This is a genomic window from Streptomyces sp. NRRL B-24484 (assembly GCF_000717715.1).
Classification (GTDB): domain Bacteria; phylum Actinomycetota; class Actinomycetes; order Streptomycetales; family Streptomycetaceae; genus Kitasatospora.
The window spans coordinates 65,332-86,380 of sequence record NZ_JOAI01000019.1 but is presented as its reverse complement, the minus strand read 5'-3'; the positions used below and the strand labels follow the sequence as shown (position 1 = coordinate 86,380).

General features: G+C 76.3%; 30 protein-coding genes and 1 pseudogene. 15 read left to right on the top strand and 16 right to left on the bottom strand.

Features of this window, described 5'->3' with window-relative positions; genetic code table 11:
• Positions 1-70: 70 nt before the first annotated feature.
• Complete coding sequence (locus IE98_RS0118665) at positions 71-949, top strand: SDR family oxidoreductase (RefSeq protein WP_030270311.1); 879 nt, start codon at positions 71-73, stop codon at positions 947-949.
• A 189-nt stretch (positions 950-1,138) separates the two neighbouring features.
• On the opposite strand, the gene IE98_RS49220 is transcribed toward IE98_RS0118665, so the two are convergent.
• Positions 1,139-1,306 (bottom strand): hypothetical protein, encoded by a 168-nt coding sequence (locus tag IE98_RS49220; protein WP_159400969.1) that lies wholly within the window; start codon positions 1,304-1,306, stop codon positions 1,139-1,141.
• A 289-nt stretch (positions 1,307-1,595) separates the two neighbouring features.
• On the opposite strand from IE98_RS49220, the gene IE98_RS52610 reads away from it, so the two are divergent.
• Together IE98_RS52610 and IE98_RS0118655 are read left to right on the top strand one after the other, a co-directional pair.
• The gene (locus IE98_RS52610; RefSeq protein ID WP_420706199.1) at positions 1,596-1,940 is read left to right on the top strand and encodes a DUF6296 family protein; all 345 of its coding nucleotides are present in this window, start codon (positions 1,596-1,598) and stop codon (positions 1,938-1,940) included.
• A gap of 80 nt (positions 1,941-2,020) precedes the next feature.
• On the top strand, positions 2,021-2,662 hold the full coding sequence (locus tag IE98_RS0118655; protein WP_030270310.1) for a hypothetical protein: 642 nt from the start codon (positions 2,021-2,023) through the stop codon (positions 2,660-2,662).
• Between the two features lie 49 nt (positions 2,663-2,711).
• On the opposite strand, the gene IE98_RS0118650 is transcribed toward IE98_RS0118655, so the two are convergent.
• A complete protein-coding gene (locus IE98_RS0118650) occupies positions 2,712-2,900 on the bottom strand; it encodes a hypothetical protein (RefSeq protein ID WP_030270309.1) in 189 nt (62 codons plus the stop codon).
• A 178-nt stretch (positions 2,901-3,078) separates the two neighbouring features.
• Between IE98_RS0118650 and IE98_RS44760 the strand changes: the two genes are divergently transcribed.
• Positions 3,079-3,477: a hypothetical protein gene (locus IE98_RS44760; protein WP_052390680.1), complete on the top strand. Its 399-nt coding sequence runs from the start codon at positions 3,079-3,081 to the stop codon at positions 3,475-3,477.
• A 275-nt stretch (positions 3,478-3,752) separates the two neighbouring features.
• On the opposite strand, the gene IE98_RS0118640 is transcribed toward IE98_RS44760, so the two are convergent.
• Together IE98_RS0118640 and IE98_RS46435 are read right to left on the bottom strand one after the other, a co-directional pair.
• Entirely contained in the window at positions 3,753-4,910 is a 1,158-nt protein-coding gene (locus tag IE98_RS0118640; RefSeq protein WP_030270306.1) for a hypothetical protein, read from the bottom strand.
• Positions 4,911-5,042: 132 nt separating this feature from the next.
• Entirely contained in the window at positions 5,043-5,627 is a 585-nt protein-coding gene (locus IE98_RS46435; protein WP_078661119.1) for a helix-turn-helix transcriptional regulator, read from the bottom strand.
• Positions 5,628-6,028: 401 nt separating this feature from the next.
• Here IE98_RS46435 and IE98_RS0118630 point away from each other — a divergent pair, with 401 nt between their 5' ends.
• The 4 genes from IE98_RS0118630 (at position 6,029) to IE98_RS0118615 (ending at position 9,799) form a co-directional block, all read left to right on the top strand.
• Positions 6,029-6,493, top strand: a complete 465-nt coding sequence (locus tag IE98_RS0118630; RefSeq protein ID WP_030270302.1) for an SRPBCC family protein — start codon at positions 6,029-6,031, stop codon at positions 6,491-6,493.
• A 129-nt stretch (positions 6,494-6,622) separates the two neighbouring features.
• Entirely contained in the window at positions 6,623-6,946 is a 324-nt protein-coding gene (locus tag IE98_RS0118625) for a hypothetical protein (RefSeq protein ID WP_030270300.1), read from the top strand.
• A gap of 128 nt (positions 6,947-7,074) precedes the next feature.
• A complete protein-coding gene (locus tag IE98_RS0118620; RefSeq protein ID WP_063748960.1) occupies positions 7,075-9,378 on the top strand; it encodes a SpoIIE family protein phosphatase in 2,304 nt (767 codons plus the stop codon).
• Positions 9,379-9,448: 70 nt separating this feature from the next.
• Complete coding sequence (locus tag IE98_RS0118615; RefSeq protein ID WP_030270298.1) at positions 9,449-9,799, top strand: hypothetical protein; 351 nt, start codon at positions 9,449-9,451, stop codon at positions 9,797-9,799.
• Between the two features lie 21 nt (positions 9,800-9,820).
• Here the strand turns inward: IE98_RS0118615 and IE98_RS42660 are convergent, their stop codons facing one another.
• A complete protein-coding gene (locus IE98_RS42660) occupies positions 9,821-10,564 on the bottom strand; it encodes an MgtC/SapB family protein (protein ID WP_052390679.1) in 744 nt (247 codons plus the stop codon).
• Positions 10,565-10,660: 96 nt separating this feature from the next.
• Positions 10,661-11,062, bottom strand: coding sequence for an ATP-binding protein (locus tag IE98_RS0118605; RefSeq protein WP_052390678.1), 402 nt, complete (start codon positions 11,060-11,062; stop codon positions 10,661-10,663).
• A 216-nt stretch (positions 11,063-11,278) separates the two neighbouring features.
• Between IE98_RS0118605 and IE98_RS0118600 the strand changes: the two genes are divergently transcribed.
• Positions 11,279-11,635, top strand: coding sequence for an STAS domain-containing protein (locus tag IE98_RS0118600; RefSeq protein ID WP_043174500.1), 357 nt, complete (start codon positions 11,279-11,281; stop codon positions 11,633-11,635).
• A 78-nt stretch (positions 11,636-11,713) separates the two neighbouring features.
• Here the strand turns inward: IE98_RS0118600 and IE98_RS0118595 are convergent, their stop codons facing one another.
• Both IE98_RS0118595 and IE98_RS0118590 read right to left on the bottom strand, forming a co-directional pair.
• The gene (locus IE98_RS0118595) at positions 11,714-12,253 is read right to left on the bottom strand and encodes a hemerythrin domain-containing protein (protein ID WP_030270294.1); all 540 of its coding nucleotides are present in this window, start codon (positions 12,251-12,253) and stop codon (positions 11,714-11,716) included.
• Positions 12,254-12,320: 67 nt separating this feature from the next.
• On the bottom strand, positions 12,321-12,767 hold the full coding sequence (locus tag IE98_RS0118590) for a hypothetical protein (protein ID WP_030270293.1): 447 nt from the start codon (positions 12,765-12,767) through the stop codon (positions 12,321-12,323).
• A gap of 80 nt (positions 12,768-12,847) precedes the next feature.
• Here IE98_RS0118590 and IE98_RS0118585 point away from each other — a divergent pair, with 80 nt between their 5' ends.
• Positions 12,848-13,363, top strand: coding sequence for a methyltransferase (locus IE98_RS0118585; protein WP_030270292.1), 516 nt, complete (start codon positions 12,848-12,850; stop codon positions 13,361-13,363).
• The gene (locus tag IE98_RS52605; protein WP_078661118.1) at positions 13,347-13,790 is read left to right on the top strand and encodes a CDGSH iron-sulfur domain-containing protein; all 444 of its coding nucleotides are present in this window, start codon (positions 13,347-13,349) and stop codon (positions 13,788-13,790) included. The genes IE98_RS0118585 and IE98_RS52605 overlap by 17 nt, the downstream gene beginning before the upstream one ends.
• Here IE98_RS52605 and IE98_RS0118580 read toward each other — a convergent pair.
• Together IE98_RS0118580 and IE98_RS0118575 are read right to left on the bottom strand one after the other, a co-directional pair.
• Positions 13,774-14,721 (bottom strand): AraC family transcriptional regulator, encoded by a 948-nt coding sequence (locus IE98_RS0118580; RefSeq protein ID WP_030270291.1) that lies wholly within the window; start codon positions 14,719-14,721, stop codon positions 13,774-13,776. The genes IE98_RS52605 and IE98_RS0118580 overlap by 17 nt on opposite strands.
• A 118-nt stretch (positions 14,722-14,839) precedes the next feature.
• Positions 14,840-15,490: a phosphoribosyltransferase gene (locus tag IE98_RS0118575; protein WP_030270290.1), complete on the bottom strand. Its 651-nt coding sequence runs from the start codon at positions 15,488-15,490 to the stop codon at positions 14,840-14,842.
• A gap of 192 nt (positions 15,491-15,682) precedes the next feature.
• On the opposite strand from IE98_RS0118575, the gene IE98_RS0118570 reads away from it, so the two are divergent.
• Entirely contained in the window at positions 15,683-16,240 is a 558-nt protein-coding gene (locus tag IE98_RS0118570) for a hemerythrin domain-containing protein (RefSeq protein WP_030270289.1), read from the top strand.
• A 12-nt stretch (positions 16,241-16,252) separates the two neighbouring features.
• Complete coding sequence (locus IE98_RS45720) at positions 16,253-16,459, top strand: hypothetical protein (protein WP_030270288.1); 207 nt, start codon at positions 16,253-16,255, stop codon at positions 16,457-16,459.
• Between the two features lie 88 nt (positions 16,460-16,547).
• Here IE98_RS45720 and IE98_RS0118560 read toward each other — a convergent pair whose 3' ends face one another.
• Both IE98_RS0118560 and IE98_RS49215 read right to left on the bottom strand, forming a co-directional pair.
• Positions 16,548-16,967: a DoxX family protein gene (locus IE98_RS0118560; protein ID WP_063748959.1), complete on the bottom strand. Its 420-nt coding sequence runs from the start codon at positions 16,965-16,967 to the stop codon at positions 16,548-16,550.
• Between the two features lie 58 nt (positions 16,968-17,025).
• Positions 17,026-17,376 (bottom strand): STAS domain-containing protein, encoded by a 351-nt coding sequence (locus IE98_RS49215; RefSeq protein WP_052390677.1) that lies wholly within the window; start codon positions 17,374-17,376, stop codon positions 17,026-17,028.
• Between the two features lie 290 nt (positions 17,377-17,666).
• On the opposite strand from IE98_RS49215, the gene IE98_RS0118550 reads away from it, so the two are divergent.
• Positions 17,667-18,026, top strand: a complete 360-nt coding sequence (locus tag IE98_RS0118550) for an STAS domain-containing protein (protein WP_159400968.1) — start codon at positions 17,667-17,669, stop codon at positions 18,024-18,026.
• Between the two features lie 48 nt (positions 18,027-18,074).
• Here IE98_RS0118550 and IE98_RS44755 read toward each other — a convergent pair whose 3' ends face one another.
• From IE98_RS44755 to IE98_RS0118535, 4 genes and pseudogenes are all read right to left on the bottom strand, one after another.
• Positions 18,075-18,545 (bottom strand): ATP-binding protein, encoded by a 471-nt coding sequence (locus IE98_RS44755; RefSeq protein ID WP_052390675.1) that lies wholly within the window; start codon positions 18,543-18,545, stop codon positions 18,075-18,077.
• Positions 18,546-18,604: 59 nt separating this feature from the next.
• Complete coding sequence (locus tag IE98_RS50915; protein WP_043174498.1) at positions 18,605-19,111, bottom strand: DUF6480 family protein; 507 nt, start codon at positions 19,109-19,111, stop codon at positions 18,605-18,607.
• A gap of 151 nt (positions 19,112-19,262) precedes the next feature.
• A pseudogene (locus IE98_RS52600) lies at positions 19,263-19,454 on the bottom strand (DUF6296 family protein); the annotation flags it as partial.
• Positions 19,455-19,532: 78 nt separating this feature from the next.
• Entirely contained in the window at positions 19,533-20,558 is a 1,026-nt protein-coding gene (locus IE98_RS0118535; protein WP_063748958.1) for a carboxylate-amine ligase, read from the bottom strand.
• Positions 20,559-20,638: 80 nt separating this feature from the next.
• Here IE98_RS0118535 and IE98_RS0118530 point away from each other — a divergent pair, with 80 nt between their 5' ends.
• The gene (locus IE98_RS0118530; RefSeq protein ID WP_030270279.1) at positions 20,639-20,875 is read left to right on the top strand and encodes a DUF6479 family protein; all 237 of its coding nucleotides are present in this window, start codon (positions 20,639-20,641) and stop codon (positions 20,873-20,875) included.
• Positions 20,876-21,049: the final 174 nt, after the last annotated feature.

Genomic DNA, 21,049 nt, shown 5'->3' with positions numbered 1-21,049 from the left:
GCGATGACAGTCCCTGTCATCACATGTACTCTGATGACAGAACCTGTCATCACTTCTGGGAGGCACCACCATGCGTGCATTCGTCACGGGCGCGTCCGGCTGGGTCGGTTCGGCCGTCGTCCCCGAGCTCGTCGCCGCAGGTCACCACGTACTCGGGCTCGCCCGGTCCGACTCCTCGGCCGCCGCCGTCACCGCCGCCGGGGCCGAGGTCCTCCGCGGCGACCTGGACGACCTCGACGCCCTGACCGCCGGGGCGGCCGACTGCGACGGCGTCGTCCACCTCGCCTTCATCCACGACTTCAGCCGGTTCGAGGCCTCCGTGCAGGCCGACGCCCGGGCCATCGGGGCGCTGGCCGCCGCGCTGGAGGGCACGGGCAAGCCGCTGGTCGTCACCGCCGGCACCCCCGCCGTGCCCGGCCGGGCCGCGACCGAGCGCGACACCTCCGCCCCGGGCTCGCCCGCGGCCGGCCGGGACGCCAACGCCGCGCTCGCGCTCGACTCGGCGGCCCGCGGCGTCCGTTCGTCCGTCGTGCGGCTGCCCCGGACGGTGCACGGCGAGGGCGACCACGGCTTCGTCGCCCACCTGGTCGCCACCGCCCGCCAGCGGGGAGCCTCCGGCTACGTCGGCGACGGGGCCGGCCGCTGGCCCGCCGTACACGTCCGGGACGCCGCCCGTCTGTACCGCCTCGCGCTGGAGGGCGCACCCGCCGGCTCGGTGCTGCACGCGGTCGCCGACGAGGGCGTACCGGTGCGCGGGATCGCCGAGGTGATCGGCCGCCACCTCGGTCTGCCGACCGCCTCCGCCCCCGCCGAGGACTTCGGCTTCCTGGGCGGGATCCTGGCCGTCGACCAGCCCGCCTCCAGCGCGCTCACCCGCGAACTCCTCGACTGGCACCCCACCGGGCCGGGCCTCCTCGAAGACCTGGAGAAGGGCCACTACTTCGGCTGAGCCCCCGGCATCGGCGTCTCGGGTGCAAGGTCGACTCCGGGAGCCGACCGCGAATCGGCCCGCTCCGGCCCGGGCACGCCGCCGGTCCGACGCCGCCGCGCCACACGGTGCGGGGCCGCCGAGCGGTTCCCGTCAGGCTGCACCGTGCCGCGGCACCGGAGGGGAGGGCGGGCCGCCGTCGCTTCCCGGTCAGAGCACGGCGGTGCGGCGGGAGACCTCGAAGGCCGTCCTGGCGCGCGGGAGCAGGGCGCCCGGGCAGCGGCGGATCCGGCCCTGCGGGCCGAGCGGGTTGCGGCGGCCGGGGCGGTGGCCGCCCCGGCGGGCGGCAGGTACGACGATCGGTCGGCCCGGTCTCACGGCTTCCTCCAGGTGGTCCGCGGTCGGAAGTGGTGAACGGCTACCCGGCGTGCGGGCGGTGAAGCACCGTCCGGCCACCTCTCCCGCATCGTGCGCACCGTCCGTTTCCGGCCGCTTCCACGGGCAGAAGCTGGGCCCGGGCGCGTGACCCGCCGGGCCGCCACCGGGACCCCCGACCCGCGTCGGCTGCGAGTCGCCCGGACGGGTCGCGGCGTCCGGGACGCGCTCGGCGTCCCGGACGACCGGTCCCCGCCCGCACGGCCGGGCGGCCGCCGAACGAGGTGATCCGATGCCCACTGCATCCGGCACATGGCTGCTGACGTACCCCCGGCCGGAGCCCGACGGCACCGCCGGGACGGACGTGGTCACCGTGGCGTACCAGGGCACCGAAGGTCCGGACGGCCGACCGCTCTACCGCTCCGCGGACGGGCGGGTCTCCACCGAGATCGCCCCCGGCGGCCTCGTCCACCACCTCACCCCGGCAACGGCACGACGCTCACCCTCGCCGACGACCACGGACTGGTGTACCTCACCACGCCGGACGGCCGGCCGTGCCCCGGCACCCCCGCCCACGCCGAGCAGGCGGAGGGCACCGCCGGAACGCACATGCCGCCGTTCCCGGCCGCCGGTCTGACGGCGCGCCGGTCTCCCCGGGCGGGGCCGCCGGGCACACGCCCCGGCCTCGCGGAGACCGCACCCGACCGAGGAGGAGACATGAGCACCAGCACGCCCGACGGCCCGTCCCCCGACGACCGCGCCGACCACACCGACCGCACCGGCCGGCGCGTTCCGGAGACCGTCCGCAGCACGCTGCAGGAGCTGTGGGAGGGCGAGAGCCTGCTCGCCGCCGAACTCGCCGCACTGGCCGGCCGCACCGCCGAACCCGGGGTGGCGGCGGCGGCCGAGCGGCTCGCCGCGGTGTCCCGCGGGCCCGCGGCCTGGATCCTCGGCCTGCTCGCGGCCCGCCCGCGCACCGGCCCCGCCACGGCACGCCGCGAACGCTGTGCGGCTCCGGCCGGTGTCCGACCCGGGCGGTCCGCAGCCGACGGCCGGGCCCTGCTCGCCGACCTGCGCCGGGTGCACGCCCTGGCCGGCGACAACGCGCTGCTCTGGGACGCCCTCTGCTGCGCGGCCCCCGCCACGGGGGACCGCGCCCTGCTGGACCTCGCCGCCGTCTGCCGCCCGCGGACGGCCGAGCAGCTGCGGTGGAGCCGCAGCACCCTGCGCTCCCGGGCGGCGCAGGCACTCACCGGCCGTGCCGTGCCCTGGCGGCGCAGCGCGGCCGTGCTGTTCGCCGTCGAGCGCGCAGACGACCCCGGCGGCTCGCTGTTGCCGGACGGGGCCGGGACGGGATGAACGCACGGGCGCGGGCCGGCCCGTGCGGGCCGGCCCGGAGGCGGGGCGGTCAGTCCTCGCCGAGCACGGCGTAGAGCTCTGCGTCGCGCCACGCTGCGTCGCCGTCCGACTCCTGTGCACGCGTCTCGCGGCTGCCGGCACCCTCGGCCGTGCGCCGCAGGTCGGCGAAACCGCCGCCGGGCCGGACGGCCGGGTCCTGGCGGATCCCCAGGGTGTCGCGCTGCTGCGACTCGGTCATACCGATCTCCTTGGTCCTGGTCCCCCTGTCTCGCGGTCACCGGGCGCCTACCCGGACCTCGGCCGGGGAACCGCCGGACGCTCCCGACGACGTGTCAGGAGCGGTACTCCAGCCCCTGGCCTGCGGGTTTGCCGCCGGACGGGCGGGGCACACACGGACCGGTCAGGAAGGAGCGACCATGAACCCCGGCGTCGAACCCGGGGACGAGGGCGTCCCGGACCTGGAGGACGGCTCGCCCGCCGCGCGCCGGGCCGAGGACTTGCAGCGGATGCCGGTGCCCGGCGAGGCGCCCGTGGCGGCCGAGTCCTTCGGGGTGACGGGTGCCGAGCAGGCCGCGGGCCTGCCCCTGGACGAACGGCTCGCCGTGGAGGAGCCGGAGGTCGACGCGGCCGGCGCCATCGGGGGTCCGCCCGACCCCGAGGCCGGTCGGCTGGCCCTGGACGACGAACGCCGGGACACCACCGGTGCGGCCGACGGGGAGACGGTCGGGCTGGGCCCGGAGGAGCGTGCCGTCCGGACCCGCCGGGTCGAGCAGGTCGACCTGCCGCCCGAGGCGGAGGAACAGCCGCAGGACTGACACCGTGGAGCGGCCGCCGCCCGCCGTGGACAGCGGCCGCTCCGGTCACGGCGGCGCCGGGTCGAGGAACGCATCGCGGTGCCGGCACCGTCCGCCGCCGTGCCGACCACCGAGGGAAGACCGGTCGACACGGTGCTCCGGCGGACGGTGCCGGACCCACCTGCGAAGGTGCCGTTCGTCTGCCCCCGGAAGCACCCGGCAAACCCGCACCCGCACCCGCTTCCACGGCCACCCCTGCGGCCTCTCCGTCACCGGCGAGCCGGGCCGGCACGGGTTCAGCTCCGCCAGCGCAGCACGGCGCCCACGCCGCCGACCGGCCCCTCGACGCCGTCCGGCACCACGATCGCCTCGGCACGCGAGGCGATCGCGCAGCGCAGCAGCGCGTCGCCGGCCGGTACGCGCACGGGATCCGGCACACCCATGCTGCGCACCGCGCCGCGGTCCGTGCCGATGTGCCCGGGGTCGGGTCCGATCCAGACCTCGCGGCCGGTGTCCGGCCCGTCCTCGCCGAGCAGCAGGGTGGCGAGCCGGTGCTGCTGGGCGGCGGCCGTGACGGCGGGGACGCCCTCGGCCGAGGCTCCCGGTGCGGTCTCGGTGCCGGTGCCGTCCGTGCCGTGCTCACCGGGGCGGCCGGTGCCGTTGCGGAACCGTTCGAGGATCTCGGCCGCGTGCTGCCGGTCGAACTCCCGCCACGCCTCGTCGAGCCGCCGCCCGAAGGCCTCGGAGTGGATGCCGTCGGCCCGGCCGCCGCCGTCCACCTCGACGGTGAGCGGCTGCAGGTCCTGCGGCAGCCGCTCGTGGACGGCCCGCCGTTCGCGCGCGTCGCCGGTGAGGACGACGAAGCCCGCGCCGCAGGCCGAACGGGCCTCGGCGAGATGGTCGGCGATGGTGTCGGCGGAGCGGTCCCAGGCGTCCTGCTCGCGGTGCCGGTAGTGCCACTCGTAGCGGTCCGTGGGCGGGGCGCGGTGGCCCCTGCCCTGCCAGGTCGTGCCGTCGACGGTGCCGAGCGGCTGCGGCCGGCCGAACCGGCGTACCTCCAGGTCGGCGCCGGTGCGGTCGACCGCGGCGACCAGGCAGTCGGCGGCCGCCGCCTCGATCCGGCCCAGCAGCGGGGCGAGGTGCGGCAGCGGGCCCCACGCGGTCTCCACGGACGGGGGTGCGGTGGTCAGCGGGACGTCGAGCACGACCTCGCCGCCGGCCGCGAACAGGACCCGGCCGGGCGGGGAGCCCGAGACGGGCTCGTCCGCGAGGTGTTCGCCGACCGCCCGGCAGGTGAGGGGGTCGGCCCCCCGGTCGGCGAGTTCGCGTACCGCCGCCCGCTGCAGCAGCACCTGGCGCTGTCGGGCGTCCTCGGTGGTGCGCGAGGAGTCGAGGCAGACGGTGGCCCAGGGGCCGGGCCGGTCGATCAGTGGGTGCAGGAAGCCGAGGTCCATGGATGGTGTCCTCCGGGTCGGTGCGGGTCGGTGACGGCCCGCCGGCTGGACGGGGTGGTGGTGCGGTCCGGGGTGGTCCGCCCGGTGTGCTCCACCGGGTGCGGACGGCCCCGCGTCCGAGCGGCGGGCGGTTCAGGCCGGGAGGCCGAGCGTGGTCCGCGGGGCGGCACGGTAGACCTCGCGGTAGGAGGCGGCGAACCGGCCGGTGTGGGCGAAGCCCCAGCGGGCGGCGATCTCGGTCACGGTGCTGGTCACCGGGTCGGCGGCCAGCAGGTCCCGGTGGGCACCGTCGAGGCGCACACGGCGCAGGTGCGTCAGTGGTGTGGTGTCCAGGTGGCGGCGGAAGGCGTACTGCAGGGCGCGCGGCGTGACGAAGGCGGCCCCGGCGATGTCGGCGAGCACGATGTCCTCGGCCGCATGGGTCTCCATGAAGGCGACGGCCCGGCGGACGGTGTCCGGGGCGGCGGTCCCACCCCCCGGGGCAGGCGCGGCATCCGGGTCCGCGGTCGCCGCGGGGTCGGGGGCGACGGCGAGCGCGATCTGGACCAGCACCCGCGCGGTGCGGCCCGGCGGCAGCAGGGCGGGGGCCCCGGCCCCGTGGAGGCAGGCGGCCAGACAGCGGACGGCGGTGCCCCACAGGTCGGTGGTGACCGCGTCCAGGACACCGGCCGCCACCCGGACCTCCCGGGGCGCACCGCCGTCGGCCAGGCCGGTCATCCTCAGCCAGGCCCCGTACGCCCGGTCCGCGGAGCGCCTCGACGCGGCGGCGGCCGATGCCGCGGCCGCGGAGGGAGACGGAAGCGCGGGCGGAGAGGGGCCCGCGGAGGGAGACGGGGGCGCGGGCGGGGGCCGGCCCTGGGGCGTCGGCGCGGAACGTACGGGGCAGGCCATGACGGACCTCTTCCTCGGCGGCGGCAGGGGGCGGCGAGCCGGTGCCGGGAGGCTCGGCGACGCGCCCTCTCCCTTCGAGGCTGCACCCCTGAACGAAGGCGAAACGCCCCGGGCGGCACCAATCACCGGCGGACCGGTCGGTACTGACCCGGGGCGGCCCGTTAGAACCCGGGTCGGCCGGGCAGACGCCCCGCGGACCTGTTGGACGAGAAGACTGGAGGCCCGGCATGAGCATGGTTCAAGAGTCCGTCGAGGTCGAGGTTCCGCTGCACACCGCGTACAACCAGTGGACGCAGTTCGAGGATTTCCCGCGCTTCATGGAAGGCGTCGAGGAGGTCACCCAGATCGACGAGCGGCACACCCACTGGAAGACCAAGGTCGCCGGGGTGAGCCGCGAGTTCGACACCGAGATCGTCGACCAGCTGCCCGACGAGAAGATCGCCTGGCGCACCGTCGGCGGGGACGTCCAGCAGATGGGCGTGGTGACGTTCCGGCGTCTCGACGACCACCACACGATGGTGCGGCTGGCGATGGACTTCGAACCGGACGGCGTCGCCGAGAAGGCCGCCGACATGATGGGGATGGTCGACCGCCGGGTCAAGGGCGACCTGCGCCGCTTCAAGTCCTTCGTCGAGGAGAGGCGCCTGGAGAACGGCGGATGGCGCGGCCGGATCTCCCCCGGCAGCTCCTGACCGCACGGGAACGGAGGGCCGCCGCGGTGCGCCGCGGCGGCCCTCCGCCGTGCGCGCATGCGTGAGCGGGGCCCCCGGGGGTAGGCGCGCCGCCAGGCAGCACGGCACCAGCGAGCCCGAGGAGGAGCCATGCCGGCCGGTTCGAGCAAGAAGCGGGAACGCCAGTACGAGCACATCAAGGACAGTGCGCTGGACCGCGGCGAGAACGAGGAGCGGGCGAAGGCGATCGCGGCCCGGACGGTCAACAAGGAACGCGCCCGGCACGGTGAGTCGAAGACCGCCAGCCGCTCGTCCACGGAGGACATGTCGTCCTCCCGGCGCGGTGGGCGGCACTCGCACTCCGGCGCCCGGGGGCCCGCGTACGACCAGCTCTACAACGAGGCCAAGCAGCGCAACATCCACGGCCGTTCAAAGATGACCAAGAAGCAGCTCGCCAACGCGCTCGGCCGCTGAGGGACCGGCGGTCCGCGGAGGACGGCCGGCGCCGACGGGCGCCGCCGCCGCTCCGGGGCCGCACCGCCTCTCCCCGCAGGCCCGGCGGCCCGGTCACCGGGCCGCCGGCGCGTCCGGAGGCACCGCTGATGGACACCTCTGCCGAGAAGACCCCGAAGACCACCGCGCGGACCAACGACACCGACGCGACGAGGACGACACCCTGCAGCGCGGAGCCCGTACCGGCCGCGCCCGCTCCGGCGCCGGACGCACCGGACCCGGACGCGGAGCTGGACGCGGCCCTGACCGCGACCGTGCGCCGGACGGGTGCGTCCGCCGGCGCCGTGTACCTCCTCGACCGGGAGCCCGTCCTGGTGATGGCGGTCGCCTTCGGCCTGCCCTCGGGGCTGACCGCGGCCTGGCGGCACGTCCCGCTCACGGCGCCGCTGCCGGTCTGTGACGCCGTCCGGCAGGACGAGTTCGTCTGGGTGGGCTCGCAGCAGGACCTCGCCCGCGCCTACCCGCGGCTCGCCGCCTCCCTGCCGTACCCGCTGGCCCTCGCCGCGGCGCCGCTCGCCGGGGCCCGGAAGACCTGGGGCGCCCTGCTGCTGCTCTTCCCCGCCGACCACCCGCAGCGCGCCACCACCCGTGAACGCGGCCACATCGGCAACCTGGGCCGCCGGCTCGCCCGGCTCCTCGACGACGCGGCGCAGCCGCCGGCCCTGCCCGGCACACCGCGCACCGCACCCGATCTGCCGTCGCGTCAGGGTGCGGCCCAGCCGGAACTGGCCGCCGCGGACTTCGCCGAGCGGCTGCCCGGGGCCAGCCTCGCCCTCGACCTGGAGGGCCGGATCGCCTACGCCAGTGCCGGCGCCGCCGAGCTGCTGGGCCGCAGCCCGGAGCAGCTCGTCGGTGCGCTGCCGTGGCTGGCCCTGCCGTGGCTGGACGACCCGGCCGTCGAGGACCGCTACCGCACCGCCGTGATCACCCGGGAGCCCGCCGCGTTCAGCGCGCTGCGGCCGCCCGACACCTGGCTGGACTTCCGGCTCTACCCGGACCACACGGGCATCAGCGTCCGTGTCGTCCGCGTGCCCGCCGACCCCGGTGCGGAGGGCGCCGACCCCGCGCAGGTGACCCGGCCGGACGGGGAGCGCCGGGGCGGCCGTCTGTACCAGCTGATGCACCTCGCCGCCGCGCTCACCGAGGCCGTCGGGGTCCGCGACGTCGTGGAGATGGTCGCCGACCAGGTGCTGCCGGCGTTCGGTGCGGACGGGCTCGTCCTCTCGGCGGCGGACGCCGGCCGGTTGAAGATCATCGGCCACTGCGGCTACAGCGCCGCCAGCATCGCCCGGCTGGACGGCCTGCCGCTCGACACCCGGCTCACCCCGGCCGGCCAGGTGCTCGCCACCGGCACCCCGGCGTTCTTCTCCGACGCGGGCCAGCTGGCCGACCAGTACCCCGGCGCCCCGCGGATGAGCGGCAAACGGGCCTGGGCGGTGCTCCCGCTGACCGTCACCGGCCGGCCCGTCGGCGTCTGCATCCTCTCGTACGACCGCCCCCGGGCCTTCGACTCCGGCGAGCGAGCCGTTCTCACCTCGCTGGCCGGCCTGCTGGCCCAGGCGGTGGACCGTGCCCGCCTGTACGACGCCAAGCACGACCTCGCCGACGACCTCCAGCACGCCCTGCTGCCCCGCTCCCTCCCCCGCGTCCCCGGCATCGCGGTGGCCTCCCGGTACCTGCCCGCCACCCGCGGTCTGGACGTCGGCGGCGACTTCTACGACTTCGTCCGGCTCGACGAGCGCACCGCGGCAGCCGTCATCGGCGACGTGCAGGGCCACAACACCACCGCGGCCGCCCTGATGGGCCAGGTCCGCACCGCCGTCCACGCCCACGCGACCGCCGGGGCCGCCCCGGACCAGGTGCTCGCCCGCACCAACCGGCTGCTCGCCGACCTCGACAGCGATCTGCTGGTCTCCTGCCTCTACGTCCAGCTCGACCTGGTCCGCCGGCAGGCCACCGTCGCCTCCGCCGGGCACCCGCCGCCGCTGCTGCGCCGCCCGGGCGGGCGGGCCCACGTGCTGACCGTCGAGTCCGGCCCGCTGCTCGGCGCTGCCACGTCGGCGGGCTACCCGCTCACCACCCTCCCGCTCCTCGACGGCACGCTGCTGGTCCTCTACACCGACGGGCTGGTCGAACTCCCCGGCACGGACGCCTCCCGCACCGCGGCCGCGCTGGCCGGGCTGCTCGGCGAGCACCGCGCCGACCCACCCGACCGGCTCATCGACGAACTCGTCCGCCACAGCTGGCCCGCGGGCCGGCACACCGACGACATCGCCGTCCTCGTCCTGGACATCGCACCGGGTGGCACGGCACGATACGGGACCGGCCGCCCCGGCCACCGCGACACGCCCGCGGGCACACCGCGCGGGCGTGCACCGTCGGGTGCAGGGTAAGTGGCTGTGACCCACGGCACCCGCCGCCCGGCGGGTGCCCGGCCGCTCAGCACCCGGGAGGTACCCCGCCGTGGCAGCAGCTTCCGCCGTCCAGGAGACCGTCCAGGAATCCGTCCAGGAGTTCATCGCCGTCAGAACGCCCGCGGAGATCGACCGCGCGGCGCTCGCGGCCGAGGTCGACCCCGGTCCGGAGGCCGGCGGCGCCGCCGCGGCCTACCGCTGGGTGCTCGACCCCGGGGTACCGGCGCCGGTCACCGGCACCGTGCACGGCGAGCTCGCGGACGGCGAACTCGCCGCCGAGGAGCGGGCGGCGATCCTGGCGGCCCGGGACACCGCGCGGCCCGCCGAGGAGCGGCGCCGCGCACTGGGGGCGGCGGAGGCCCTGGGCTGGGTACTCGGCTTCGCCCCGCTGGACGACTGACCCGGGCGCGCGTTCGCCCGGTCAGGTGCCGCCCCGCGGACCGGGCACGGAGTCCTCGGTGCGGACGGCCACGGAGCGGATCCCGGCGGGGCCGGAGAGCCCGGTGGTCAGCGCCCGGATGTCCGAGCGGCCCTCCAGGGTCAGGCAGAGCCGCATGAGCGTCTCGGGGGGTCCGCCGCCGGGAGGGCAGAGTGCCCGGTCGTGCTCGGTGGCGGTGTCGACGATGCGGAAACCCGAGGCCGCGCAGGCCTCCAGCACCCGGGGCAGCAGGGCGTGGCCGATCTCGTAGACCAGGGCGACACTGACCGGGGCCGCCGCGAGCGCGGGCGCCAGCCGCCGCACCAGGGCGGGGAAGCCCCGGATGATCAGGAAGTAGCCGGCCGTGCAGGACACGGCGACGACCCCGAGTCCCGCGGCGCAGGCCATGCCGACGGCGCAGGTGAGCCAGATCGTCGCCGTGGTGGTCAGTCCGCGCACGGCGTCGCGGCGGACGAAGATCAGCCCACCGCCGATGAACCCGATGCCGGAGACGATCTGCGCGGCCACCCGGGACGGGTCCCCGGCGCCGAAGCCGTACCGGGAGACGTTGACGAACAGCGCACTGCCGAGGCCGACCAGGGCGTGGGTGCGCAGGCCGGCGCTCTTCTGCCCGGCCTCGCGCTCCAGGCCGATCAGGCTGGAGAGGACGAGCGCCGCCGCGAGATCGGCCAGCGCCGGCCAGCCCTGTCCGCCCGTCAACTGCCAGATCGCCTCGGTCCGCTGCACGTGACTCGCCTCTTCCGTCGCCGCCCGCGGCGAGTGCCGCGGCGGCCTCGGGGCGCGCCTATCCGGGCGGCGGCGAGCCACCCGCGACCGCGTCCGTCAGGGCGCGGGCAGCACGGCCCAGACGGTCTTGCCGCTCGGGACGGGCGTGACGCCCCAGTCCACGGACAGCCGCTCGACAATGTGCATGCCGTGGCCGTGCGGCTGCTGCGGACGGTACGGGCGGACCACCGGCGGCCGGGTGCTCGCATCGGTCACCGCGACGGTCAGCGTGTCGTGGTCCAGGTCGAGGTCGAGGCAGATCGGGCCCGGGGTGTGGCTGTACGCGTTGGTGAGCAGCTCGCAGGTGACCAGCAGCACGTCCTCCGACCGCGGGCCCTCGGGCAGCTCGGGGGCCGGTGCACGGGCCAGGGCACGGCGTACGTAGGCCATGCCGTGCTGGGGCCCGGGACCGTCGACCGGTCCGAGCGGCAGGTGCCAGTGACGCGCTGTCCGGTTCACCCTCGTCTCCTGCGTCCGTGTCCGCCCCTGGGTGCGTGTAACCGGATCCCCGTCCGCCGTAACCCCCGGCGGGCCGGTCGACCGCCCTCCGGGCAGGGTCTTCGTTCCGTGGTCACCGCCGCGGGACGCTTCGTTCTCCGGGTGCTGGGCAGGCGCTCCGGGAGCCACTGTCACGGGAAGCCCCGCCGGGGTGTCCGTGACGGAGGGAGCAGCGCCATGGATGCGGAGCTCCGCGTGATGCGCTCCCCGGCGCCCGCCGGGGAGCGGAGGCTGGCCGTGGCCGGCCAGGCGGACATGGAGACCGTGCGGGTGCTGGAGGATGCACTCGACGCGGCGCTGGGCGACCCGCCCCGGCCGACGGCCGTGGTGGTGGACTGCTCGGCGCTCGCCTTCTGCACCTCCGCGGGGCTCGACGCCCTGCTGCGCGCCCGGCTGGCCGCCACCGCCGTGGGGACGGCCTTCCGGCTGGTGGCGCCCACCCCGCAGATGGTCCGGCTGCTCCGGGTGACCGAGGCCGACACCGTCTTCGCCGTCGAGCCGGCCGGGGAGCCGCCGATGAAGGCCCCCCGCTGACCGCGGGCGCGGCCGCCGACGGCCGGGCCGCCCGCCCCGGGCCGGTGGTGGTAACGGCCGCGTTCGGCGCGATGCCGTTCAGCCCTCGATGCGGAAGAAGTCGCGCAGGTGCGTCTTCGGGCGCGGCCAGGTCGGCGGGAGGTCGTCGCGGGGGCGGTCGGCCGGTGAGCGGCGCACCTTGTGCAGCGGCCCGGACCGGGCCGCTGCGCCGGCGTCGGCCAGTTCGTCCGGCGGTGCGGCGGCGCCGAGTTCGTCCAGGAGCAGTGCCTCCTCCTCGTGGGCGTGGCCGGTGACCTCGCGGACGAGCAGGGCGACCTTCCGGTCGAAGATCGCGGAGTCCGCGCCGACCCGGGAGAGGTCGTCGAGCAGGGCGCCGATCGTGGCGAGCCCGGCCCGCTCCTGTTCCACGGTCTCCCGGCGGCCGGGCAGGGTGCGCAGCGCCAGCGGGTAGACGTACTCGGCCTCGACCGCCAGGTGGCGCTCCAGCAGGTCGGTCACCTCGTCGAGGAGTTCACGGCGCCGCGGGTCCTTCAGCGGGGTGCCGGCCATGCGGCCGAACAGGGTGCGGATCCGTTCGTGGTCGGTGGTGACGACGTCGACGATGTCGCCGGAGGTCATGGTGCACCTCGTCTTCCGTGATGTGCCGTGCCGTGTTCGCGCCCTTTCGCGGCACCCGGTGCCGGGGTCAGGCCAGGGCGAGCGCGGCCGTTCCGTGCAGGACGACGCCGTCGTCCCGGCGGGTGAATGCGTCGGTCGCGTCCTCCGGGTCGCCGTCGTCCTCCTCGGTGAGGCAGGTGCCGGGCGGGACGACGACCACCAGGACCTCGCCGCGCTCGCGGGCCGCGTTCCGCCACTCGGGCGAGGCCGCGGGTTTGGGCACCGGCTCCCAGGACTGCCGGCCGCCGACGAAGAGCAGCCGGTCGACCAGCGGGCCGCGCATCACCACCATGGCGGTGCTCTGCGGCGCGTCGCCGGCGGCCAGCAGGAAGCCGCTCTCCAGGGCGTGGGTGAGCAGTTCGGCGTGCCACCGCCGCCCGACCTCGATGAAGGCCTCCGCGACCGGGGGGCCGATCTCCTGTTCCTGCACGGTGAGCGCCCACACCGTGGGCTCCGAGTCGTACTCCTCGCTCATGGTCCACCTCCCTGGTCGGCGGTGCGTGTCCGGGTGTGCTGCCGCGCCTACCCGGGCCGGGGCGGGCCACGCCTGGTCGGATGGCCGCCGCCGCCCGGGGTGCCCGCGTGACGGCGGTGGACGTCTCCCGCCGGGCCCTGGCCGCGGCCGCCGCCAATCTGCTGCTCGACCGACGCCGGGTGCGGCTGCGCCACGGCGACCTGCTCGCGCCGGTCGCCGGCGCCCGGTTCGACCTGATCACCGCGAACCCGCCGTACGTGCCCAGCCGGTCGGCGCCGCCGCGCCGCGGGATCGCCCGCAGCTGGGACGCCGGCCGCGACGGCCGCGACCTGCTGGACCGGATCTGTGCCGACGCTCCCGGCGCTGCTCGCCCCCGGCGGGTGCTGCTGGTCGTGCAGTCGGCGCTGGCCGGCGTGTCGGCGACCTGTGCCGCACTGAGCCGGGCCGGTCTGCTGGTCGGCGTCGTCGCGCGGCGGCGGCAGCCGTTCGGGCCGGTGATGACCGCCCGGGCCGCATGGTTCGAGGAGCGCGGCCTGATCGCGCCGGGGCAGCGCGAGGAGGAACTGGTGGTGGTCCGCGGTGTCCGGCCCCTCTGAGCGCCCACCGCGGCGGGTCACCGTCGCCGGGGACGGCCCCATCCTGGTGGAGGGCCCGGTCGAGGTCGTGCTGCCGGACGGCACCTGCCGGGTCAGCGAACGGCCGGTGGTCGCCCTGTGCGGCTGCCGGCGCAGCCGGTGCTACCCGTTCTGCGACACCAGTCACCGCCGCCGCAGCCGGCCGCCGGGCCCGCAGGGTCGAGCCGCCGAACCCCACAGGTTTGAAACGCGCCGTCCTGCTCAGAGGTGGTACACGGGTGTCACGGCGTTTCGCCCCCCTCGCCGTGGCACCCGACCCGGTCGGCGCCGACGGGCGGCCGGCGCCGACCGGCGGTCGCCGGCCGCCGGTGGTCAGCGACCGGTCGGAAGCCGTCCGTCATCGGCGGCCGTTCACCGGTTCAGGCCGCCGTTCACCGGTTCAGGGTGACCGAGGGCGCGACCCCGTAGGTGCGCCGGTAGGCCTCGGCGAACCGGCCGGGGTGGGCGAAGCCCCAGCGCGCCGCGACCGCGGTGACCGTCGAACCGTCCTGCGGCGAGGCGGCCTTCAGGTCGGCGTGGGCCCGGGAGAGCCGGACCCGGCGCAGGTACGCGAGCGGGGTGCACCCGGCGTACCGGCGGAAGGAGTACTGCAGGGCGCGGGGCGTGACGCAGGCCGCGGCCGCGATCGCGGCCAGGGTGAGGTCCTGGTCGGCGTTGTCGTCGATGAAGGAGACGGCCCGGCGCAGCGTCTCGGGGGTGGCGTCCCGGGAGTCGGCGGGTGCCGCGTCGGTGCGGGCGCTGTGCGGCAGCGCGGCCAGGGTCGCGCTGGCCAGGTGCTGGGCCGCGGTGGACACCAGCAGGTCGGACGCACAGGCGACGGGGTTGTCCAGGATCCCGTCGCGGAGGTAGGCGACGGCGGCGGTCAGCTGCCGGTTCGCCGCGGGGGTGACGGCCCGGGGTCCGGTCAGCCGCACCGGCCCGCCGCCGGCGGGGACGGCCGGGGCAGCCTCGGCCAGCAGCGCCGGGTCGAACATCGCGATGGTGTAGCGGGCCGAGCGGACCTCGCCCCGGTACGGGCGGTCGGGCGGCGCGATCAGGAAGGTCTCGCCGGTGCCGAAGACCTCCTCGCGGCCGTCGGTGCGGTCGACGATGGTGCCCTCGTGCACGGTGATCAGGCACACCTTGCCGAGGCTGCCCGCGTCGTAGCCCATGGTGTAGCCGAACGAGAGGCGGTCCACCGACACCGGCCCGACCGCGCGCCGGCTGATCCGCACCCGGGCGTCCTCGACCGGTCCGCCGATCCGCATCGGCGTGTAGGCGGACGAGAGGAACTCCTCCGTCGCGTCCAGACTCGCGCTGTCGAACAGGAAGGACTGCATCTCTCCACCACCGCACTCAGGAGCTTTGAACTCCCGACGCTACGCCGGTCGGCCCGTCGGTGTCGTCACCGCCCCTGCAGCACGGCCGCCGTGTCCGGGAGCGCTCGCCGCCGCGGGGTCAGGAGGCCATGGGCACGGCCGCCAGGGCGTCCAGCACCTCCCGGTCGGACGGCGGGTGGAAGTCCTCGTACCAGTCGCCGACGTCCCTCAGGTACCAGGAGCGGTGCGGGCAGACCAGTTCGTCGGCGACCGGCTGGACGGCGGCGGTGGCGCGGGCGGCGCTCACCGGGGCGGCCATGATCAGCCGGGCCGGCCGCCGCTCGCGCAGCAGGCGGAGCGCGGCGCGGGCGACGACGCCGGTGGCGAGGCCGTCGTTGACCAGGATGACCGTCCGGCCGCGGACCCGGGGGAACGGCCGGTCGTCGCGGTAGAGCGCCTCGCAGCGGTCCACCTCGGCCCGTCCGTCGGCGACCTCGTCGGCCAGCCGCTGCCGGGTCAGGCCCAGTGTGCGCAGCGTGTGTTCCTGCCACTGCGGCGGCGTGCCGGGCAGCAGTGCGCCCACCGGGACCTCGGGGCTCTCCGGCGCGCAGACGAGCCGGGCGACCAGGACGTCGAAGGGCGCACCGAGCACGGTCGCCACGGCCGCTCCGACCGGCACTCCGCCAGGCGCGAGGGCGAGCACCAGCGGGTCCGGCGGTACGCCGCCGAGCTGCCTGCACAGCGCCTCGGCCAGGTCGCGGCCCGCCTGCTCGCGGTCGTGGAAACGCATGCCGTCCACCTTCTGCCGTTCTTTTCGTTCCCGTTGCCGGGTTCCGTTCTCGGCGGCACGTCTACCCGCTGTGCCGGAAGCCACCGGGCGATCCGGGATCCTGCGCACGGAACGTCACGTGTGCACCGGGCCCGACGGGGCAACCGCCGGTTACGGCCCGCACCGGGCGGGCCCCGACCGGAGGAGGCGGCGATGGCAGGCCACGGCGGCGACGTCATCAAGGAGCTTCAGACCGACCACCGCGAGGTCGAGGAGCTGTTCACGCAGATCATGCAGGCCACCGGAGAGCACCGGAAGTCGCTGCTCGACGAGGTGACGATCGAGCTCGTGCGGCACTCCGTGGCCGAGGAGGCCTACCTGTACCCGGCGGTCCGCGAGCACGTCTCCGGAGGCGACGCGATGGCCGACCGCGAGGTCGAGGACCACGCCCAGGTCGAGCGCCTGCTCAAGGAGATCGAGGGCACGGAGGCCGGCGACCCGCGGCTGGACACCCTGGCGGCCGCCCTGGTCGGCGAGGTGACCTCGCACGTCCGCGACGAGGAGCAGAACCTCTTCCCGGCCCTGCGGGCGGCCTGCAGCCAGGCCGACCTGGAGGCGCTGGGGAACCAGGTCCGACGGGCCAAGACGACCGCCCCGACGCGGCCGCACCCCGGGGCGCCGTCCTCGCCCGCGGCCCGCAAGCTGCTGGCGCCGGGCGTCGGCCTGATCGACCGGGTCCGGGACTACGTCTCCGACCGGGGCGCGGCGTAGGAGGCGGGTGCCATGAGCATCCGACGCAGGGCGTACCCGGAGGCGCTCCCCGACCGGGCCCGGCGGAACGACGGCGGCACCGGCAGGCCCGAGGGCGAGCGCGGGCGGGACCGGGCCGCCCGGCGCGAGGAGGCGGGCAGGAGCACCGCGTCCTCCCCGGCCGCGGGCCGCCGCGACGACGAACCGTGGCCGCCGGCGGCGGACACCGCAGCGCCGTAGCAGGCGGTTCGCCGGTGCAGGCGGCGCAGGGGCGCGGAGAACCGAGCGGTTCTCCGCGCCCCTCGCTGTGGTCGGAGGCTGTGGTCGGCTACCGGTGGAGCAGGTGGTGGTGGCCGTCCTCGTTCGCGGCGGCGGCCATCAGCAGGCCGCCGAGCATGGAGAGGTTCTTGAGGAAGTGGATGCGCTGCTGGGCGCGTTCGCCCTCGTCCTCGGCCTCCCAGAAGCGGTGGCCCGCCCAGGTGACGGGGAGGAGGGTGCAGGCGAGCACGGCCGCCGACAGCCGCGGCAGCTTCCCCGCCGCGAGCATCAGCCCGGAGGCGGCCTGGACGCCGCCGTTCAGGCGGACGGCGTTGACCGTGCGGCTCGGCACTCCGGGCAGGTCGGACAGGGCGTCGACGACCGGCCGGGCGGCGGGTGCGAGACGCTCGGGGCGCCGCACCGCGTCCGCCCCGCCGGCGATGAACATCGAGGCCAGCAGGGGGCGTGCACAGATTCTGACGACAGTCATGACAAGCGGCTTTCCATCCGTCCGGCGCCCAGTCCCCCGGCGGACCGCCGAACGCCGATCAGGTCGCGGACTCCAGCAGCCCGGCCGGCTCGATGTCGAAGAGCACGTCCGTGCCGGTCACCCGGAGGAGGTGGGCCAACTGCTCGCGCGGCTCGCTGAGCCGGAAGGCCGTCCCGTCGGCGGCGGCCCGCTCCCGGGCCGTGAGCAGCTCCGCCAGGCCTGCGGCGGTGCAGAACTCCAGGCCCGAGCAGTCCACCACCACGGTGTGCGGGGCCGGGAGGCGGCTCAGCGCCTTGTCGAGGGCGGCCCGCAGCGTCTCGGTGCTGCCGGGGTCCGCCTCCCCGGTCAGCTGGACGATCCGCAGGCCCGGGGTGGGCGAGCGGTGGGTGATGCGGATGACGGGATGCACAGGAGCCTCCTTCGGGCGTGCGGCAGTCGCACGGTCCGGGCGCTCCCGCCCTGCATGTGTGCCCACCGCCTGCCCGGCCCACGGCTCGGGAAACGGACCCCGGGTGCCCTCCGCCGTCCGCCGAGCGCGTCCGGTCCCCGGGCGGGGGACCCACCGGGTCGCGGTTCGTTTTCGGTACGGGCCGACGGTATCCGTTTCGTTCACGGAGCTGTGGGCGGCCACCCGGATGGGCGAGTGTCGGGGTGGAGGCTTCCCGCTTTCGGGAGGCCCGGCCGACGAGAGGAGCGACCGTGGGAACCGATCTTCGCGTCACCCGTCGTCCCGCTCCGCCGGGGGTGTGCACGCTGGCACTGGCGGGGCAGGTCGACATGGAGACCTCCGACGCCCTGGCACGGGCCCTGGCACGGGCGCTGACCGAGGACCCGGCACCCGAACTGCTGGAGGTGGACTGCGCCGCGCTGGACTTCTGCGGCTCCGCCGGCCTGAACGAACTGCTGCGCGCCCGGCAAGTAGCCCTGGCAGCGGGCATCGCCTTCCGTCTGACCTCCCCCAGCCCGCAGGTGCGCCGCCTCCTCGAAGTGACCGAGGCGGACACCGTCTTCGACATCCACTGCCCGGACCCCGGCCGGTTCCAGGACACCGCCTGCTGACACCACCTGCTGACGCCGCCTCGGTCCGGCCGCCTCGGTCCGGCCACCTCAGTCCAGTCGGCTCACGTCGACGGGCACGCCGTTGAGCGGGGGCACGGGAGGGAGCAGTTCCGCCCAGACGGTCTTGCCTCCTCCGACGGGCCGGTGCCCCCAGCGCAGGGCCAGCCGGTCGACGATCTTCAGCCCGTGGCCGGTCGGTGCGTCGGGCCGGTAGGGGTGCGGCAGGACGGGCGGTGCGGCGTTCCCGTCCGTGACCGAGATGCTCAACCGCCGGCCGACCCGGTCGAGGTCCAGCCGGGTCGGCCCGGTGGTGTGCGCGCAGGCGTTGGCGACCAGTTCGTCCGCCACCAGGAAGGCGTTCTCCCGCACCCGCCGGGTCTCCGGCCGGTCCCGGCCGGCCGGGTACCAGTCGTCGAGGGTCTGCTGGACGAAGGCCATCGCCGTCGCCAGCGCGTGGTCCTGACCGGGGCGCAGGTGGCGGACGCGGTGGTCCGGCAGTCCTGCGAGGTCGTCGGCCATGACGTCCTCTCCGTTCGCCCCCGGCGTTCGAGGCCGATGGTCGGCCGCAGCCGATGAGGTCAATCGAAGGCGATGATGCGCGCCACCATGAAGACGAGGACGCACAGGACGAGCAGGCCGATGACCAGCAGCGGCCACGGGCCCCAGGCCCTGCGGAGTTCGGGCGGCTCGGGCACCGAGATGCCGGCCGTGGTGCTCGACTCGGCCGGCGGTGTCTCCTCGGGCCGCACGACGCGCACGACCGGCGGGGGCCTGTCCGGCGTGCTGCCCGCGGGGGCAGTCGGTGGCGGGGCCGGCCTCGCGGAGGTGCTCTCCAGTTCCCGTACGGCCGCGGCCAGGTCGAGTTCGGCGACGCCGGTGCCGGGGCCGGAGACCCTGGCGTAGGCGAAGGCGCCGTCGTGCGTGAAGACGGCCATCAGCGAGCGCCCGGGACGGGTGAAGAGCAGGCGCTCGTTGCGCGTCCGGTCGCCGGGCTCGCGGCGTACCGACCAACCGAGTTCGCCGGCCCGCTCGTAGAGTGCGGTCTGATGGCGGCTGAGCGGCAGTCTTCGTGCGACGGTGGCCATGGCTGTGCACCCGTTCCGGTCGGCCCGGTCCGCGTTCCGGTGCCCGGGGGGCTCGCACCGGAATCGCCTGAATCCGTACGTCTGCCCGCGAATCCCCGCCGCAATCGCGGTGGTGCGCACGGACTCCCGTGGCTCGGCCGAGCGGCTCGGCGGCCCGCGGCCGGCCGAGCGCCCGGGTGGTGACGGCCCGGACGGTGCCGTCCGCCTCGATCTCCACGCGGACCGTTCCGGAGTCGTCGGTGTACACCCGGGCGCCGTCGGTGCCCATGGCGCCGGTGGCGGTGACGGTGATGCCGGTCGGCGGGTCGTCGAAGACCGGCGTGTACTGCTCGGGCCTGTCCATGGCCGTCCTCCTCGGCTGCGCGGCCCCGGCGGGGCCGGTCACGGGCGCCCGGACCGGGCGGTGCGAGACCGCGCCGGGTCAGGGCAGCAGGCCGGCCGTCTCGTCGGTGATCATGCGGATCAGGCCCTCCTCGATGCGCTCCAGGTCACCGTCGGCGCGCAGTTCGGGCCCGACGGCGGCCAGTAGCGCCTCGGCGGCCTCGGACGCGGGCACGAGGGTGCAGGTGGCGGGGTCGGGCAGCCGCTCGGCGACGCCGTGGCGGGCGGCGTACCAGGCGGCGGTCCGGAGGAGTTCGGGCGCGGCCGGCGGCACGGCGGCGGACCGGCGCGGATCCAGGACGCGGGCCGCGAGAGCACGGACGAGTCCGGCGAGCAGCACGGCCTCGTCCGCCCGCAGCTGGACGTCGGACGCACGGACCTCGACGGTCGGGTAGCGCTCGGAGAGGCGGGCCTGCCAGTAGACCTGCCCGGTGTCGCGGACCAGGCCGGTGGCGACCAGCCGGTGGATCCGCCGGTCGTAGTCGGCACCGTCCGTGAACGACGGGGGCATCCCGCTGACCGGCCAGCGGCCGAAGACGACGGTCCGCCAGCTGGCGAAGCCGGTGTCCTTGCCGCGCCAGAGCGGGGAGTTGGCGCTCAGCGCGGTCAGCACGGGCAGCCAGGGCCGCAGGCCGTTCAGCACCGCCACGCCCTCCGTCCGGCCGGGCACGCCGACGTGCACGTGCATGCCGTTGATCATCTGCTCGTCGGTGAGGGCGGGTGCGTCCCGGCGCATCCGGCGGTAGCGCGCCGACGGGGTGACCGGGACGGGCAGCCGGTCGGTGAACGGGGCGGAGCCGCAGGCCGCCAGCCGGCAGGCGCACGCCTCGGCGGCGTCGGTGAGGCCGTGGCGCAGCCGCAGCAGGTGTCCGCCGAGTTCGTCGAGGCTCCGGCAGACCGGGGTCGCCACCTCCAGCTGGGCCTGCAGCAGTTCGCGCTGCACCTCGCCGCGGGCCACCGCGGGGTGCAGGCCGGCCTCGGCGAGCACCCGGGCGGCCCGCGCGACCGGGACCCCGGTGGCCGGGGAGACCAGGAGGTACTCCTCCTCCACACCGATGGTGAGCACGTGCGGCGGCTACCCCCGGTCGTGGGCAGTCAACCGCGGCCACCGGTTTGGCCCTCCCCGCACGGGACAGGCGTGGCGCCATGACCCTCACGAACCCGGCACGACCGGCGGACCTCGCTGCCCTCGCCGCGGACGGCTCCGGCCCGCACCTGTGGCTGATCGCGGCCGGCGCCGCCCTGGTGGTCGTCCTCGTCCTGGCCTTCGTCCTCGGCCGGCGCCGCAAGGACCGCGAGCCACCGCCCGTGGACCTGCCGTCCGTGGACCTGCCGCCCGAGGACGAGGCGACACCCGGCGAGGGACGGCACCGACGGCTCTGATGCTCGGGGACGGCAAGAGGCCGGCCGAGGACTCCGCGCCGCCCCGCCGGTGCCCGCACGGGACGGCTACGCGCCCGCCGCCGATGTCGATCGGGCCGAGCCCATCGCGAACGGCGAATGCGCAGCCACCATGCGTTGTGCCGGGAGCGCGAACTCCGTGCCGACCCGCCGGGG